At 73.4% G+C, this 12,998-nt stretch carries 11 protein-coding genes and 1 tRNA gene; 10 read left to right on the forward strand and 2 right to left on the reverse strand.

What is annotated here, in order from left to right:
• Positions 1–74 precede the first annotated feature (74 nt).
• The 3 genes from ACZ6RC_RS00290 to ACZ6RC_RS00300 are packed head-to-tail and all read left to right on the forward strand — an operon-like array spanning position 75 to position 4,581.
• Positions 75–950, forward strand: coding sequence for an FAD binding domain-containing protein (locus tag ACZ6RC_RS00290; RefSeq protein ID WP_391146374.1), 876 nt, complete (start codon positions 75–77; stop codon positions 948–950).
• Complete coding sequence (locus ACZ6RC_RS00295; RefSeq protein ID WP_469578291.1) at positions 947–2,272, forward strand: (2Fe-2S)-binding protein; 1,326 nt, start codon at positions 947–949, stop codon at positions 2,270–2,272. The genes ACZ6RC_RS00290 and ACZ6RC_RS00295 overlap by 4 nt, the downstream gene beginning before the upstream one ends.
• A complete protein-coding gene (locus tag ACZ6RC_RS00300) occupies positions 2,269–4,581 on the forward strand; it encodes a xanthine dehydrogenase family protein molybdopterin-binding subunit (protein ID WP_391146368.1) in 2,313 nt (770 codons plus the stop codon). Before ACZ6RC_RS00295 ends, ACZ6RC_RS00300 begins: the two co-directional genes overlap by 4 nt.
• Positions 4,582–4,660: 79 nt before the next feature.
• On the opposite strand, the gene ACZ6RC_RS00305 is transcribed toward ACZ6RC_RS00300, so the two are convergent.
• A tRNA-Cys gene (locus ACZ6RC_RS00305) sits at positions 4,661–4,732 on the reverse strand.
• 375 nt (positions 4,733–5,107) lie between these two features.
• Here ACZ6RC_RS00305 and ACZ6RC_RS00310 point away from each other — a divergent pair.
• The 6 genes from ACZ6RC_RS00310 to ACZ6RC_RS00335 all read left to right on the forward strand — a co-directional run bounded on the left by ACZ6RC_RS00310 (position 5,108) and on the right by ACZ6RC_RS00335 (position 11,163).
• The gene (locus tag ACZ6RC_RS00310; protein WP_469578293.1) at positions 5,108–6,589 is read left to right on the forward strand and encodes an MFS transporter; all 1,482 of its coding nucleotides are present in this window, start codon (positions 5,108–5,110) and stop codon (positions 6,587–6,589) included.
• 25 nt (positions 6,590–6,614) lie between these two features.
• Entirely contained in the window at positions 6,615–6,815 is a 201-nt protein-coding gene (locus ACZ6RC_RS00315; protein WP_469578296.1) for a CopG family transcriptional regulator, read from the forward strand.
• Entirely contained in the window at positions 6,812–7,204 is a 393-nt protein-coding gene (locus ACZ6RC_RS00320) for a type II toxin-antitoxin system death-on-curing family toxin (protein ID WP_469578300.1), read from the forward strand. The genes ACZ6RC_RS00315 and ACZ6RC_RS00320 overlap by 4 nt, the downstream gene beginning before the upstream one ends.
• Positions 7,205–7,306: 102 nt before the next feature.
• Positions 7,307–9,097 (forward strand): DEAD/DEAH box helicase, encoded by a 1,791-nt coding sequence (locus ACZ6RC_RS00325; RefSeq protein ID WP_391143292.1) that lies wholly within the window; start codon positions 7,307–7,309, stop codon positions 9,095–9,097.
• Between the two features lie 402 nt (positions 9,098–9,499).
• Entirely contained in the window at positions 9,500–10,141 is a 642-nt protein-coding gene (locus tag ACZ6RC_RS00330; RefSeq protein ID WP_189975433.1) for an IclR family transcriptional regulator, read from the forward strand.
• 227 nt (positions 10,142–10,368) lie between these two features.
• Positions 10,369–11,163: a S16 family serine protease gene (locus ACZ6RC_RS00335; RefSeq protein ID WP_469578304.1), complete on the forward strand. Its 795-nt coding sequence runs from the start codon at positions 10,369–10,371 to the stop codon at positions 11,161–11,163.
• Between the two features lie 31 nt (positions 11,164–11,194).
• On the opposite strand, the gene ACZ6RC_RS00340 is transcribed toward ACZ6RC_RS00335, so the two are convergent.
• Positions 11,195–11,671: an Lrp/AsnC family transcriptional regulator gene (locus ACZ6RC_RS00340; protein WP_391143286.1), complete on the reverse strand. Its 477-nt coding sequence runs from the start codon at positions 11,669–11,671 to the stop codon at positions 11,195–11,197.
• Between the two features lie 121 nt (positions 11,672–11,792).
• On the opposite strand from ACZ6RC_RS00340, the gene hppD reads away from it, so the two are divergent.
• Complete coding sequence (gene hppD / locus ACZ6RC_RS00345) at positions 11,793–12,938, forward strand: 4-hydroxyphenylpyruvate dioxygenase (RefSeq protein WP_469578307.1); 1,146 nt, start codon at positions 11,793–11,795, stop codon at positions 12,936–12,938.
• Positions 12,939–12,998: the final 60 nt, after the last annotated feature.

The following is a 12,998-nucleotide window of genomic DNA, read 5'->3' on the forward strand; positions in this document are numbered from 1 at the left end:
ACGGTACGGCCACACAGGCGTCACAGCCGGGGACGAGTCGGGGACCGCCGGGGACACCGGGAAGGGGCAGCGGGTTGACCACGCACGCACCACAGACGGCGCAGTCCGTGACGCTGCCCGCCTCGCTCGACGAGGCCGTGGCGGCGCTCACCGCCATGCCGGCCGCCGTGCCCGTGGCGGGCGGCACCGACCTGATGGCCGCCGTGAACAAGGGCCGGCTGCGGCCCGCCGGACTCGTCGGTCTCGGCCGGATCAACGAAATCCGCGGCTGGCAGTACCAGGACGGCCACGCCCTCCTCGGCGCCGGCCTCACCCACGCCCGGATGGGCCGCCCCGACTTCGCGGCGCTCATCCCCGCCCTCGCCGCGGCCGCCCGCGCCGCCGGCCCGCCCCAGATCCGCAACGCGGGCACCCTGGGCGGGAACATCGTCACCGCCGCGCCCACCGGCGACTCCCTGCCCGTGCTGGCCGCCCTGGAGGCCGACCTGGTCGTCATGGGCCCGCTCGGCACCCGCGAGATCCCGATCTCCCACCTGCTGGCCGGCCGCGACCTGCTGGCCCCCGGCGAGCTGGTCGCCTTCGTCCGCGTACCGCTGCTGCACGCCCCCCAGGTCTTCGTCAAGGCCACCGGCCGCACCGGCCCGGCCCGCGCCACCGCCTCCGTCGCCGTCGTCCTCGACCCGGCGCGCCGGGGGGTGCGCTGCGCGGTGGGCGCCATCGCGCCGATGCCGCTGCGGCCGCTGGAGGCCGAGCACTGGATCGCCTCGCTGGTGGACTGGGACGGGGCGCGGGGGCTCGCGCCGGAGGCGCTGGCGGCGTTCGGCGAGTACGTCGCCGCCGCCTGCATCCCGGACCCGGAGGGCGACGAGCAGCTGCCCCCGGCCGTACTGCACCTGCGGCGCACCGTCGCCGCGCTGGCCCGACGAGCACTGGGGAGGGCGCTGTCGTGAGCGACGAGCACGATGACCGGACGGGTGGCTGGGAGCCGATCCCGCAGAGCGAGGGGTACGACGGCGACGCCACCGCCTTCGTCCAACTGCCGCCCGAGTTCATGCTGGACGGCGTCCCGCTGGAGGCGCCCGGCCACGGCTACGTACCGCCGATGATCACGCCGCTGACCCCGCTGGCGGCGACCGACCCGGCGGCCACCGGCTCGTGGGCCGTGCAGCAGCCCCCGCAGGCGCCCGACCCGCACGCGACGGGCCAGTGGACCTTCCCCGAGGCCGCCGGACCCTCGCCCGAGGCGCAGTCGGCGTCGACCGGCCAGTGGCGCATCCCGGTGGTGCCCGACGGCCCGGACGAGTCCGGCGAGTACACGGCCTCGATGCTGGCGCAGTACACGAGCAGCGCCCCGGCGACCCTGCCGGGCGGCGCGCCGGCGCCGTGGGCGGAGGCCGGCTTCGTCCAGGAACTCGCGCCCGGCTTCGTACCGGAGACGGCGGGCGCACCGGACGCCCCGGCGTCGCCGGAGCAGGCCGCCGACGCCGGATACGCACCGGAGGAGACGTTCGAGGGCTTCGCGCCGGGTGAGGCCGGCGGGGAACCCGAGCACCTCGCGCCGGGGGAGGGCGCGGCGCCCGACGAGGTCCCCGCGCAGAGCGAGGACCCCGGCGAGGCACCCGCGCCTGACGAGGCACCCGGGGACGCCTACGCGCCGTTCGGGGCGGTGGAGGCTTCCGCGCCCGCCGTGTCCACCGGCAGCAGCGCCGACAGCGACGAGCACCCGCACACCTCGTACGTCCTGCGGGTGAACGGCGCCGACCGCCCCGTCACCGACTCCTGGATCGGCGAGTCCCTGCTCTACGTCCTGCGCGAGCGCCTGGGACTGGCCGGCGCCAAGGACGGCTGCTCGCAGGGCGAGTGCGGCGCCTGCAACGTCCAGGTCGACGGCCGGCTCGTCGCCTCCTGCCTGGTGCCCGCCGCGACGGCCGCCGGCAGTGAGGTGCGTACGGTCGAGGGCCTGGCCACCGACGGCGAACCGTCCGACGTGCAGCGGGCCCTGGCCCGGTGCGGAGCCGTCCAGTGCGGCTTCTGCGTCCCCGGCATGGCGATGACCGTCCACGACCTCCTCGAGGGCAACCACGCCCCCACCGAGCTGGAGACCCGCCAGGCGCTCTGCGGCAACCTCTGCCGCTGCTCCGGCTACCGCGGCGTCCTCGACGCCGTCCAGGAGGTCGTCGCCGAGCGCGAGGCCGCCACGGCCGCCGACCACGCCGACGAGGCGCGCATCCCGCACCAGATCCCCCACCCGCACGACGGAGGCATGGCGTGAGCAGCGACGCGACCACCGCCACCAGCACCGCGCTCGACGACGCCCGGCAGGAGCTGCCGCCGCACGGCCTGGGCGCCTCGCTCCCGCCCGCCGACGCGCGGGCCAAGACCGAGGGCACCTTCCCGTACGCCTCCGACCTGTGGGCCGAGGGGCTGCTGTGGGCCGCGCTGCTGCGCTCCCCGCACCCGCACGCCCGGATCGTCTCCATCGACACGACGGCCGCCGCCGAGATGCCCGGCGTCCGGGCCGTGGTCACCCACGCCGACGTGCCGGGGGAGGCGACGTACGGCCGGACCGTCGCCGACCGCCCGGTCTTCGCCTCCGACCTGGTCCGCCACCACGGCGAGGCGATCGCCGCCGTGGCCGCCGACCACCCCGACACCGCCCGCCTCGCGGCGGCGGCCATCACCGTCGAGTACGAGATCCTCGACCCGGTCACCGACCCGGAGAAGGCCTTCGCCGCCCCCGCCCTGCACCCCGACGGCAACCTGATCCGGCACATCCCGCTGCGCTTCGGCGACCCCGAGGCGGCCGGCGAGGTGGTGGTCGAGGGGCTCTACCGCATCGGCCGCCAGGACCCCGCGCCCATCGGCGCCGAGGCGGGACTCGCCGTGCCCCGCCCCGACGGCGGCGTCGAGATCTACACCGCCTCCACCGACCCGCACACCGACCGGGACCTGGCGGCCGCCTGCTTCGGCCTCGCCCCCGACCAGGTGAAGGTCGTCGTCACCGGCGTCCCGGGCGCCACCGGCGACCGCGAGGACCCCGGCTTCCAGATCCCCCTCGGCCTGCTGGCGCTGCGCACCGGCTGCCCGGTCAAACTGACCGCCACCCGCGAGGAGTCCTTCCTCGGCCACGCCCACCGCCACCCGACGCTGCTCCGCTACCGCCACCACGCCGACGCCGAGGGCCGGCTGGTGAAGGTGGAGGCGCAGATCCTCCTCGACGCCGGCGCCTACGCCGACGCCTCGTCCGAGTCCCTGGCCGCCGCGGTCTCCTTCGCCTGCGGCCCGTACGTCGTGCCGCACGCCTTCATCGAGGGCTGGGCGGTCCGTACGAACAACCCGCCGTCCGGCCATGTGCGGGGCGAGGGCGCGCTGCAGGTCTGCGCGGCGTACGAGGCGCAGATGGACAAGCTGGCGGCGAAGCTGGGCCTCGACCCGGTCGACGTACGCCTGCGGAACGTCCTCGCGACGGGGGACATCCTGCCGACCGGCCAGACCGTGACCTGCCCCGCCCCGGTGGCCGAACTCCTCGCCGCCGTACGCGAGTTCCCGCTGCCCGCGCTGCCCCTTGACACCCCCGAGGACGACTGGCTGCTCCCCGGCGGCCCGGAGGGCGCGGGCGAGCCGGGCGCCGTCCGGCGGGGCGTCGGCTACGCCGTCGGCATGGTGCACATGCTCGGCGCGGAAGGCGCGGACGAGGTGTCGACGGCCACCGTGAAGGTGCACGACGGCATCGCGACGGTGATCTGCTCGGCCGTGGACACCGGTTCCGGCTTCACCACCCTGGCCCGCCAGATCGTGCAGGAGACGCTGGGCATCGACGAGGTCCACGTCGCCGGCGTCGACACGGACCAGCCCCCGGCGGGCCCGGCCACGCACGGCCGGCACACCTGGGTCTCCGGCGGCGCGGTCGAGCGGGCGGCGAAGATGGTGAGGACGCAGCTGCTGCAGCCGCTGGCCCACAAGTTCGGCATGTCCACGGAGCTGCTCCAGATCACCGACGGCAAGATCACCTCGTACGACGGCGTGCTGTCGACGACGGTGACCGAGGCGATGGACGGCAAGGAACTCTGGGCGACGGCCCAGTGCCGCCCCCACCCGACCGAGCCGCTGGACGAGTCGGGCCAGGGCGACGCCTTCGTGGGCCTCGCCTTCTGCGCGATCCGCGCGGTGGTGGACGTCGACATCGAACTCGGCTCGATCCGGGTGGTGGAGATGGCCGTGGCCCAGGACGTCGGCCGCGTCCTCAACCCGGCCCAGCTCGCCACCCGTATCGAGGCCGGCGTCACCCAGGGCGTCGGCGCGGCCCTCACGGAGAACCTCCGCACGGCCCGCGGCCTGGTCCGCCACCCCGACCTCACGGGCTACGCCCTGCCGACGTCCCTGGACGCCCCGGACGTCCGCATCGTCAAGCTCGTCGAGGAACGCGACGTCGTGGCCCCCTTCGGCGCGAAGGCGGCGAGCGCGGTGCCCGTGGTCACCTCCCCGGCGGCCGTCGCCTCCGCGGTCCGCGCGGCGACCGGCCGCCCCGTCAACCGCCTCCCGATCCGCCCCCAGGCGGCGGTCGCGGTGCCCAACTCCTGACGCGGGGGCGGCGCCCCCTGCCGCAACGACGGACGCCGGCGCCGCCCTTCTGGTGGGGGCGGCGCCGGCGTCGTATCGGAGACCGTGGCGGGAATTGAACCCACGTACCTCGCTTTGCAGGCGAGTCCCTCAACCACTCGGGCACACGGTCCGGTTGAGCACGAGTACGACGGTACGGAGGCCGCCGGGCGGGCTCAAGGGATACGGGGGGGCCGCAACACGACTGCCATACGCCGTTCACGGTCCCGGGGCGTGTGTCGAAAGTCCCGTCTGGCCGGGGACGCCTGGCACGCACGCTCGCTGCGTTGTCGGTCGTCGGCGCAGCCCGCTGCGCTCTCTCCCCCTGCGCCTGGCGGCGCGGGAGGTGCCCCCACCCTCCGCCTTGCGATCGCACGCACCAGACGACCCCGGCCCCGCCCTGCGGGCGGACGACGCTACTTCCGACACACGCCCCGGACCATCAGACGACCCCACCCCCTCCCGGCGACAGGGTCCATCCGTCGCCATGCCCCTTACCCTGAAGCGCATGAGTGCCCTGGAACCCCGAGACGCCGACCCCGGCGTCGCCCCCTCCCTGGACGCCGCGGACAGCCGTCTCCCGGGAGAGGCGAAGGCGTCCGTGCTCGACCGGGCCCATCGGGCGCTCAGCGTCGGCATCGTCTCCGTCGTCGTCCTCATCGCCTTCGAGGCGACCGCCGTCGGCACCGCCATGCCCGTCGCCGCCCGCGAGCTGCACGGCATCCCCCTCTACGCCTTCGCCTTCTCCGCCTACTTCACCACCAGCCTCTTCGCCATGGTCCTGTCCGGCCAGTGGTCCGACCGCGCCGGGCCGCTCGCCCCGCTCGCCGCCGGCATCGCCTCCTTCGCCACCGGCCTCCTGCTCTCCGGCACCGCGGGCACCATGTGGCTGTTCATCCTCGGCCGGGCCGTCCAGGGCCTGGGCGGCGGGCTGGTCATCGTGGCGCTGTACGTCGTCGTCAGCCGCGCCTACTCCGAACAGCTGCGGCCCGCGATCATGGCCGCCTTCGCCGCCGGCTGGATCGTCCCCTCCGTCGTCGGCCCCCTCGCCTCCGGAACCATCACCGAGCACCTCGGCTGGCGCTGGGTCTTCGTCGGGATCCCGGTCCTCGTCGTCTTCCCCCTGGCCCTCGCCCTGCCCGCCATCCGCCGCGTCGCCGCCGGCCCCGCCGACCCGGCCGCCCCGCTCCCGCCCTACGACCGGCGCCGGATCCGGCTCGCCCTCGGCATCTCGGTCGGCGCGGGGCTCCTGCAGTACGCCGGGCAGGACCTGCGCTGGCTGTCCCTGCTCCCCGCGGCGGCCGGCGCGGCGCTGCTCGTGCCGTCCGCCCGGGGGCTGCTCCCGCGCGGGACGTACCGGGCGGCCCGCGGCCTCCCCTCGGTCGTTCTGCTCCGCGGCGTCGCGGCCGGGTCGTTCATCGCGGCCGAGTCCTTCGTCCCGCTGATGCTGGTCACCCAACGCGGCCTGAGCCCCACCCTCGCCGGGCTCTCCCTCGCCGTCGGCGGCGCGACCTGGGCGCTGGGCTCCTACCTCCAGGCGCGGCCGTGGACCGAGCCGTACCGCGAACGGCTGACGGTCGTCGGCATGCTGCTCGTCGCGGCGGCGATCGCGACCGCGCCGAGCGTGCTGATCGCCTCGGTGCCGGTGTGGGTGGTCGCGGTGGCGTGGGGGTTCGGCTGCCTCGGCATGGGCCTGGTCATCGCCTCCACCAGCGTGCTGCTCCTGAAACTGTCCGCGCCCGAGGAGGCCGGCTCGAACTCCGCGGCGCTCCAGATCTCGGACGCCCTCTCCAACGTCATCCTGCTGGCCGCGGGCGGCGCCGCCTTCGCGGCCCTCGGCGGGGGAGCGGTGGGCCATGGGGGCGCCTCCGCCTCGGGAGCCCACCCGACGGCCTTCGCGGCGGTCTTCCTGCCGATGGCGGGGGTGGCGCTGGTGGGGGCGTGGGTCTCGACGAGGCTGACGCACAAGGACGCGGTGGTACCAGATTGACCCCAGATGGTGGTACCGTTCTGGTATGGCCATGAATCTGCGTCTCCGCGACGACCAGACGGAAGCACTCAAGCAGCGTGCCGAGCAGGAGGGCACCAGCATGCACGCCATCCTCCTCAAGGCCGTGGACGACTACCTCGCGCGGACGGCGCAGGAGGCGATCGTCCGTGAGACGGCGAGGGAGCAGGCTCTCAGGTGGCGCGAGCTGATGGACCGCCTGAAGTGAGGTGTGTCTACCTGTCCGCGGAGGACGTCCTCGTCATCGCCGAGCACGCCGTGGACGACCAGAAGGTGGTGGTGCGCGACGCGGGGCTGCTGGAGTCGGCCGTGCACCGGCCGTCGGCGGCCATGTTCGGCGAGGAGGCGTACCCCGACCTCGTCGGCAAAGCGGCCGCGCTGCTCCAGTCCCTGGCCGTCAATCGCCCCTTCGTCGACGGGAACAAGCGGACGGCCTGGCTGTCCTGCGTCACGTTCCTCGCGATGAACGGCATCCAGCTGCGCCCGGACATCGACGCCGCCGAGCGCCTGGTCATCGCGGTCGCCGTCGGGGAGTCCGACGAGATCGAGGCGATCGGTCACGCTCTGCGCGCGCTGATCGACACCGACGTGAGCTGAATCGCACCCGCCTCCCTCGCGGGGCGTTCGTACGGGGTTCCGGCCGGGCCGCCGGTAGGGTGGCCCGGTTGTCATATCTGGACGAGCGTCGAACCGGAGACCGTGACTACCACCGCCACCTCCTCCCACCACCTCTCTCCCGCCTTCCCCGGCCGCGCCCCCTGGGGCACCGCCAACAAGCTGCGCGCCTGGCAGCAGGGGGCCATGGAGAAGTACATCCAGGACCAGCCCCGCGACTTCCTCGCGGTCGCGACGCCCGGCGCCGGCAAGACCACCTTCGCGCTGACGCTCGCCTCCTGGCTGCTGCACCACCATGTCGTCCAGCAGGTGACCGTCGTCGCGCCCACCGAGCACCTGAAGAAGCAGTGGGCCGCCGCCGCCGCGCGCATAGGGATCAAGCTCGATCCCGACTACAGCGCCGGGCCGCTCAGCAAGGAGTACCAGGGCGTCGCCATCACGTACGCCGGTGTCGGCGTCCGGCCCATGCTCCACCGCAACCGCTGCGAGCAGCGCAAGACCCTCGTCATCCTCGACGAGATCCACCACGCCGGTGACTCCAAGTCCTGGGGCGAGGCCTGCCTGGAGGCGTTCGACCCGGCCACCCGCCGGCTCGCGCTGACCGGTACGCCCTTCCGCTCCGACACCAACCCCATCCCCTTCGTCACCTACGAGGAGGGGAACGACGGCATCCGGCGGTCCTCCGCCGACTACACCTACGGGTACGGCAACGCCCTCGGCGACGGCGTCGTCCGGCCCGTGATCTTCCTTTCCTACAGCGGCAACATGCGCTGGCGCACCAAGGCCGGCGACGAGATCGCCGCCCGCCTCGGCGAGCCCATGACCAAGGACGCGATCTCGCAGGCCTGGCGCACCGCGCTCGACCCGCGCGGCGACTGGATGCCGAACGTCCTGCGCGCCGCCGACCAGCGCCTCACCGAGGTCCGCAAGGGCATCCCGGACGCCGGCGGGCTCGTCATCGCCTCCGACCAGGACTCCGCCCGCGCCTACGCCAAGCTGATCCGCGAGATCACCGGCACCAAGGCGACCGTCGTCCTCTCCGACGAGGCCGCGGCCTCCAAGCGGATCGACGAGTTCAGCGAGAACGACGACCGCTGGATGGTCGCGGTCCGCATGGTGTCCGAGGGCGTCGACGTCCCCCGCCTCGCCGTGGGCGTGTACGCGACGACCATCTCGACCCCGCTCTTCTTCGCGCAGGCCGTGGGACGTTTCGTACGTTCACGCAGGCGCGGCGAGACCGCCTCCGTGTTCCTTCCCACCATCCCCAACCTCCTCGGCTTCGCCAACGAGATGGAGGTCGAGCGCGACCACGTCCTCGACAAGCCGAAGAAGAACGGCGAGGAGGACCCGTACGCCGAGTCCGAGAAGGAGATGGCGGAGGCCGAGCGGCAGCAGGACGAGGACACCGGCGAGCAGGACCAGCTGCCCTTCGAGGCGCTGGAGTCCGACGCCGTCTTCGACCGCGTGCTCTACGACGGCGCCGAGTTCGGCATGCAGGCCCACCCGGGCAGCGAGGAGGAGCAGGACTACCTCGGCATCCCCGGCCTCCTCGAACCCGACCAGGTCCAGCTCCTGCTGCAGAAGCGGCAGGCCCGGCAGATCGCCCACAGCCGCAAGAGGCCGGACTCGGAGGCGGACCTGCTGGAGCTTCCGGCGGAGCGGCGGCCCGTCGTTTCGCACAAGGAACTCCTCGAACTGCGCAAGCAGCTCAACACCATGGTGGGGGCGTACGTCCACCAGAGCGGCAAGCCCCACGGCGTGATCCACACCGAGCTGCGGCGGGTGTGCGGCGGCCCGCCGAGCGCCGAGGCGACCGCCGGGCAGATCCGGGAACGGATCAAGAAGGTGCAGGAATGGGCGACCCGGATGCGCTGACCGCGCGCCGGCCGGAGCCACCAAGGCCGCGGTCGCCCGGGGCGCCGCAAGGCGACTCACGACAGGGTTCAGGGCCCGTACGCGAACCGCGTACGGGCCCCTCGTACGTCGGTGACGACAAAGCCGATCTTGTCCGCCGAAGTCCTGTGACCGGCCGACTTACGCCCCGAACCGTCTGTATCCGGTCGCTCGCGCCCGGATTCTGGACGAGGTCTTCCGCTGAGCGGAGTGGCTCGCTACTGTCCCCGCAATGAACGCCCCGTGGCAGCGCCGCCGCGGAGCGCAGCCGGTGCGCATGGCCTGCCGGCGGCCTCTGACGTGCGTCGCCGACGGGACCGGTGTCGCAGCTCTCGTCGAGGGTCCGCCGTCACTCACTCCGATCACTCCGAAGGAGAGGGCGTCGTGACCGCGGAGACCTCCCAGACGCTCGACCGGGGACTTCGAGTCCTCAAACTGCTCGCCGACACCGACCACGGTCTGACGGTCACCGAGTTGTCCAACAAACTCGGTGTCAACAGGACCGTCGTCTACCGTCTGCTCGCCACACTCGAACAGCACGCGCTCGTACGACGCGACCTGGGCGGCCGCGCCCGGGTCGGCCTCGGCGTACTCCGGCTGGGCCGCCAGGTCCACCCGCTGGTACGCGAGGCGGCGTTGCCCGCGCTGCGCTCGCTCGCCGAGGACATAGGGGCGACGGCCCATCTCACCCTGGTCGACGGGGCGGAGGCGCTGGCGGTCGCCGTCGTCGAACCGACCTGGACCGACTACCACGTGGCCTACCGGGCCGGCTTCCGTCACCCGCTGGACCGCGGCGCGGCCGGCCGCGCGATCCTCGCCGCCCGCCAGGGCAGCCTGATCGAACCGGGCTTCACGCTCACCCACGGCGAGCTGGAGGCGGGCGCGAGCGGCGCGGCGGCCCCGCTGGTCGGGATCACCGGGATCGAGGGCAGCGTCGGCGTCGTGATGCTCGCCGACGCGGTACCGGAACGGGTCGGCCCCCGCGTCGTGGATGCGGCCCGCGAGGTCGCCGACGCGCTGCGCTAGACCGCATCCGCCCCACGGCGGGAGCGCGCGACCGGCGGCAGCCGCCTCACGGCGGGATCCGTCCCGGGCCGGAGCGCGTGCCCGGCCGGAGCCGGCGACCGGCGGCAGCCGCCCCACGGCAGGCTCCGTCCCAGGGCCGGAGCGCGTGCCCGGCCGGAGCGCGCCGCTCCCCGGTTCCGGGTGCCCGCCGCTCCGGCCGGGTGGGAGCCGCCCAGTAGATTGGGTCCGTGCTCTCCCGTCTCACGCGCAACCGTGCCCTCGCGCTCTGTGCCATGCCCGTCGCCGCGCTCTTCGCCGTCGTCGGGTTCGCGCCGCTGCCGTTCGCCATCGCGCAGCCCGGCTCGACCGCCGACGTCCTCGGCGCGGACAAGGGGCGCGAGGTCATCACGATCAGCGGCGCCCCCGTCCGCGAGACGGAGGGGAAGCTGCTGATGACCACCATCGTGGCCACCGGCCCCAGCGTGGACAACGACGTCGCGACCGTCGCCGACGCCTGGTTCCGCACCGACCGCGCCGTCCTCCCGCGCGACTCGGTCTACCCTCCCGGCAAGTCGGACGCCGAGGTCGCCAAGCACAACCTGGGCCAGATGAAGCAGTCCCAGGACGCCGCCGTCCTCGCCGCCCTCGGCCATCTCGAGCTGAACCCCAAGGACGTCAAGGTCACCCTGCACCTCGCCGACATCGGCGGGCCGAGCGCCGGGTTCCTCTTCTCGCTCGGCATCGTCGACAAGCTCGACGGCGACGGGGCGGGCCAGGACCTCACCGGCGGCCGGACCATCGCCGGTACGGGCACGATCCAGCCGGACGGCACCGTCGGCGCGGTCGGCGGGGTCTCCCTGAAGACCCAGGCCGCCGGGCGGGACGGGGCGAGCGTCTTCCTCGTACCGAAGGCGGAGTGCGCCGACGCGCAGGCGGAGCTGCCGAAGGGCATGCGGCTGATCCCCGTCTCCACCCTCGGCGACGCCGTCGCGTCCCTCCGCGCACTGGACCAGGGCCAGGAGGCGAAGGTCCCGCGCTGCTGACGGGCCGTGCGGGACACCTCGACGCTCCCCGTCAGCCGGGCTCGTCCGTCGCGGCCTGTTCCACCAGCGGAATGATCCGCAGGGGTACGGGATTCTCCATGACGATCGCCGTGGAGGCCCGGACGATGCCGTCGAAGCCGACGACCCGGTCGATGACCCGCTGGAGATCGGCGTTGGAGCGGGCGACCAGCCGGCAGAGCATGTCGCCGTGGCCGGTGGTGGTGTGGAGTTCGAGGACCTCGGGGACGGTCGCCAGATGGGCCCGGACGTCGGTGCCCTGCCCCTGCTTGATCTCCAGGGTCGCGAAGGCCGTCACCGGATAGCCGAGGGCCGCCGGATCGACCTGCGGCCCGAAACCGCGGATGACGCCGTTCGACTGCAGGCGGTCCAGCCGGGCCTGGACCGTGCCCCGCGCCACCCCCAGCCGCCGGGAGGCCTCCAGGACCCCGATACGCGGCTCCCGCGCCAGCAGCACGATCAGCCGCCCGTCCAGATGATCGATCGCCACGACGGCCTCCCGATGGTCATCCTGTACAAGTAGTCCGCCCATACTGACCGCCCGCTGTGCATGTTGCCCAGCCCAGCGGCGAACTATTGCGCAGCTTGCCGATCGGCGGGACATTGCCACCATGACTGAGACCATCCAGCACACCCCCTCCACGGCGCGGCAGGCCGACCCCTTCCCCGTGAAGGGAATGGACGCGGTCGTCTTCGCCGTCGGCAACGCCAAGCAGGCCGCGCACTACTACTCCACGGCCTTCGGCATGAAGCTGGTCGCCTACTCCGGACCGGAGAACGGCAGCCGCGAGACCGCCAGTTACGTCCTGACGAACGGCGCCGCCCGCTTCGTGTTCACCTCCGTCATCAAGGCCTCCACGGACCGGGGCCGCTTCCTCGCCGAGCACGTCGCGGAGCACGGCGACGGCGTCGTCGATCTGGCGATCGAGGTGCCCGACGCGCGCGCCGCGTACGCGTACGCCGTCGAGCACGGCGCAACGGGCATCACCGAGCCGCACGAGATCAAGGACGACCACGGGGTTGTCGTCCTCGCCTCCATCGCGACCTACGGCAAGACCCGCCACACCCTCGTCGAGCGCGGCGGCTATGACGGCCCGTACCTGCCCGGCTTCGCGCCCGCCGCCCCGATCGTCGAGCCGCCGGCCAAGCGCACCTTCCAGGCGATCGACCACTGCGTGGGCAACGTCGAGCTCGGCCGGATGAACGAGTGGGTCGGCTTCTACAACGAGGTCATGGGCTTCACGAACATGAAGGAGTTCGTGGGCGACGACATCGCGACCGAGTACTCGGCGCTGATGTCGAAGGTCGTCGCGGACGGCACCCTGAAGGTGAAGTTCCCGATCAACGAGCCGGCGATCGCGAAGAAGAAGTCGCAGATCGACGAGTACCTGGAGTTCTACGGCGGCGCCGGCGTCCAGCACATCGCCCTCGCCACCAACGACATCGTCGCGACCGTCCGCTCCATGCGGGCCGCCGGCGTCCAGTTCCTCGACACCCCGGACTCGTACTACGACACCCTCGGCGAGTGGGCCGGCGAGACCCGGGTGCCCGTCGAGACCCTGCGCGAGCTGAAGATCCTCGTGGACCGCGACGAGGACGGCTACCTCCTGCAGATCTTCACCAAGCCGGTCCAGGACCGCCCGACCGTCTTCTTCGAGATGATCGAGCGCCACGGCTCCATGGGCTTCGGCAAGGGCAACTTCAAGGCCCTGTTCGAGGCGATCGAGCGCGAGCAGGAGAAGCGCGGCAACCTCTAGTCGTCGGTGCGTGCGTGAGGAGTGGCCCCACGGCACCGAGCCGTGGGGCCACCCGCATGC

It is taken from the genome of Streptomyces sp. NPDC048353 (assembly GCF_055587165.1).